The organism is Bradyrhizobium sp. NAS96.2, from assembly GCF_001908235.1.
Taxonomy (GTDB): Bacteria; Pseudomonadota; Alphaproteobacteria; order Rhizobiales; family Xanthobacteraceae; genus Bradyrhizobium.
Genome location: NZ_LGHK01000327.1, coordinates 1 through 2893 on the forward strand (window position 1 = coordinate 1; position 2893 = coordinate 2893).

At 61.3% G+C, this 2893-nt stretch carries 3 protein-coding genes; all 3 read left to right on the top strand.

The window, feature by feature from the left end:
* Positions 1 to 61 precede the first annotated feature (61 nt).
* Positions 62 to 1927, top strand: a complete 1866-nt coding sequence (locus tag AC628_RS40825; protein ID WP_074132456.1) for a hypothetical protein — start codon at positions 62 to 64, stop codon at positions 1925 to 1927.
* A gap of 74 nt (positions 1928 to 2001) precedes the next feature.
* Positions 2002 to 2292, top strand: coding sequence for a hypothetical protein (locus AC628_RS40830; RefSeq protein ID WP_143202089.1), 291 nt, complete (start codon positions 2002 to 2004; stop codon positions 2290 to 2292).
* Positions 2293 to 2465: 173 nt separating this feature from the next.
* A partial coding sequence (locus AC628_RS40835) for a lysozyme family protein (RefSeq protein WP_502689838.1) occupies positions 2466 to 2893 on the top strand: 428 nt, incomplete at its 3' end.

A 2893-nucleotide genomic window follows, 5' to 3' on the forward strand; every position in this document is an offset into this window, starting at 1 on the left:
CGATGCGGCGGCGGCGCCGCCGGCGACGTCTCGCATCTTTTTGCAGGAAGGACCGTAGCCAATGACGGCGCTCACTAGCTATTCAACCGGGACGATCTCCGTCGCAGCAAACGGGACGGCCGTCACTGGCGTCGGAACGATCTGGTCCGGGACCAACGTGCGGCCTGGCGATATCCTGCAGATCGGCAATTTTCAGACGATCATCACGGACGTCACTGATCCGACGCATCTCGTCATCCCGCCGTGGGGCGGCGGCGCGCAGGCCGGCGTCGCCTATGTCGTCTGGAAAGTGTCGCAGCAACGCATCGCCGGCGCGCAGGCAATGGCCGATGTTTCGACGCTTGTCGCGGCGCTGAATACGACGGGCTTCTTTTGGTTTGTCGACGTGTCGCTCGCCGCGCCTGATCCCTCGCTCGGCTCGGACGGCCAGTATGCGCTGCAGCCGTCGACCGGGAAAATGTGGGTTCATGTCGGCGGCGCATGGAACTATCTCGGCATCTACAAGGGGTTCAACTTTCGCGGTGCCTACGACAACGCGGCAGCCTATTCGGTCGGTGACGTGCAGACGACCGCGGGAACGTCCTATGTCTGGATCAATCCGGCGCCGGGATCGGGGCATCCGGCGCCGGACGCGACTTACTGGCAGGTTTTGGCGGCCAAGGGTGATAAGGGCGATACCGGCGCCGTTCCGTGGAGCAACACGACGAGTTGGGCAACGGCGACGAATTACGTCGCCGCGCCGCCGGCGTCGATCGTCGTGTATCCGGTTAACAAAAACACCTATGTGTGCATCGTTCCGCATTTGTCGGGGAATTTCGCAGCCGATCTTGCCGCAGGCAAATGGCTGCTCATTGGTCAGAGCGCAACGGAGGCGACCAGCGGGACCGCGCTCGCGATCGGCGTCGGATCGAAGGTGTTCTCGGTCGTCACAGGCTTTTCATATCAGAACGGTGTTCGCCTTCGCGCATCGTCGAATGGCTCGCCGACCAATTGGATGGAGGGCGTTTGCCTCTACGATCCCGCGGCGCAGATCATCACGATGACCGTCGACAAGACGGCCGGCGCGGGCGCCTTTGCCGATTGGAATTTCAACCGCGCTGGTCAGCCTGGCGCAGGTGATCTGACGTCAAGTCTTAATCTCTCCGATTTGACCAGCAAGCCGACGGCGGTGGTCAATCTTGGAATCCCTGGACTGATCCGTGGCTATCTCAATGGCTTCAAGATCTCGACGACGGGGACGAACAATCAGTTCAGCGTAACAGCTGGGCAAGCCTGCTCCAGCTTGTTCGCGGATATGATTGGAACGACGGCCACGTTCACCAAAACATCAGCGGCATGGGCTGTTGGTAGCGGTAACGGCGCGCTCGATACCGGGCCGCTGGTCAACGGGTTTTATCATGTCTTTGTCATCAAGAATCCGACCGGCCTTGGCACCGTTGATTTCTTGATTTCGCGCAGTGCCACGGCGCCGACGATGCCGGCGGGCTATACGATGTTCCGCCGCATCGGGGCGGTCTTTTACGGCAGCGCAGGAGCGGCGTTCTCTCAAATGCTGCAGCGTGGCCGGGAATTCCTATGGCCCGGCGTGAGCCTCGACGTCAACGTGACCAACCTTGGGAACGCGTTGACGACCTACACGCTGGCAAGCGTTCCATCCGGGATTCAGGTTCAAGCGATTCTTACCGTCATCGGATGGAGCGGAACGCAAAACACGCAATGGTGGGTCCATGACGCGGCGTTGACCGACAACGTGCCCAACTTCACCAACGGCGCGACCGCGACGGAAGTGACGACGTTCTCAATGGGCAACTTCTCTGAAGCTCGCGTGTGGACCGACCTGAGTGCGAACGTCGTTGCCAGAGCGAATAATCCATCAACGACGCTTCGCATTGTTACGCGCGGCTGGTTCGATCCATTGGAGGGCTGATCGATATGGGATTTGTAGAGAAAAACAGCGCTGGCGCGATTATCGGATGGTTTGGCTGTGAGCAGTCTGACCGCGTGCTCGAGGAGATTGCCGACGATGATCCGGCGGTCGTCGCGTTCCTCGCGCCGCCGGCGCCTGTGCCGAGCTCGTGCACCAAGCTCGGACTGAAACGGGCTTACGACGAGCTCGGCAATTGGGCGATCGTCAAGGCCGCGATCGCCGCGGACCAGTCCGTCCAGGAGGAATGGGATCTCGCGACCGAGCTCCGGCGCGCAGATCCTCTGGTGCAACGCATGATCGCGGCCCTCGGCCTCTCTGACGCGCAAGTCGACCAACTCCTGATCCGCGCAAACGCCCTGGTCTGAGTGGTTGATCTAAGTCAACGTTATCAGGGCTCAACCGGTCAGCTTGCTGCTATGAAGGCCGGGAGAGATTGGATCCCAATCATTGGATGCACCGTCATCGTCGCGACGGTGCTCGTGGTCGTTCTCGTTTTCGCACTTTAGCCACCTTCAACATCCCCCAAAGGACTATCACGATGACCAACGCAGCGATTTCTGCGAGCGCTCTCGATTTGCATGGAATCTCCCGCGCCGCCTTCGACCTGATCGTCGGCGCCGAGGTCACCGGCCAGGCGTTTTATAACAAGCGCTATCGGACCGTCCTCGAGCATCCGAGCGACAACTCGGGGCCGACCGGCGCGATCGGCTACGATTTCGGGACGCAGACCGCAGCGCAGATCCGCGCCGATTGGCGCGGGCGCGTAAGTGACGCGATGCTTAAGGTGCTGGTCGGTGCCGCCGGCCTGCGCGGCGACAAGGCTGCCGCCTATTGCCGCAAGACGCGGGGAATGATCGATATCCCTTGGGACGTCGCGCTCGAGGTGTTCTCGAACCATGACATCCCGCGTTATCTGGCGATCTGCCGGCGGCTGCTGCCTGGTCTCGACGAGCTCTCGCCGGATGG

Coding starts and splice junctions, on each gene's coding strand:
- AC628_RS40825 (WP_074132456.1), top strand. CDS start 62: ATGACGGCGCTCACTAGCTATTCAACCGGGACGATCTCCGTCGCAGCA.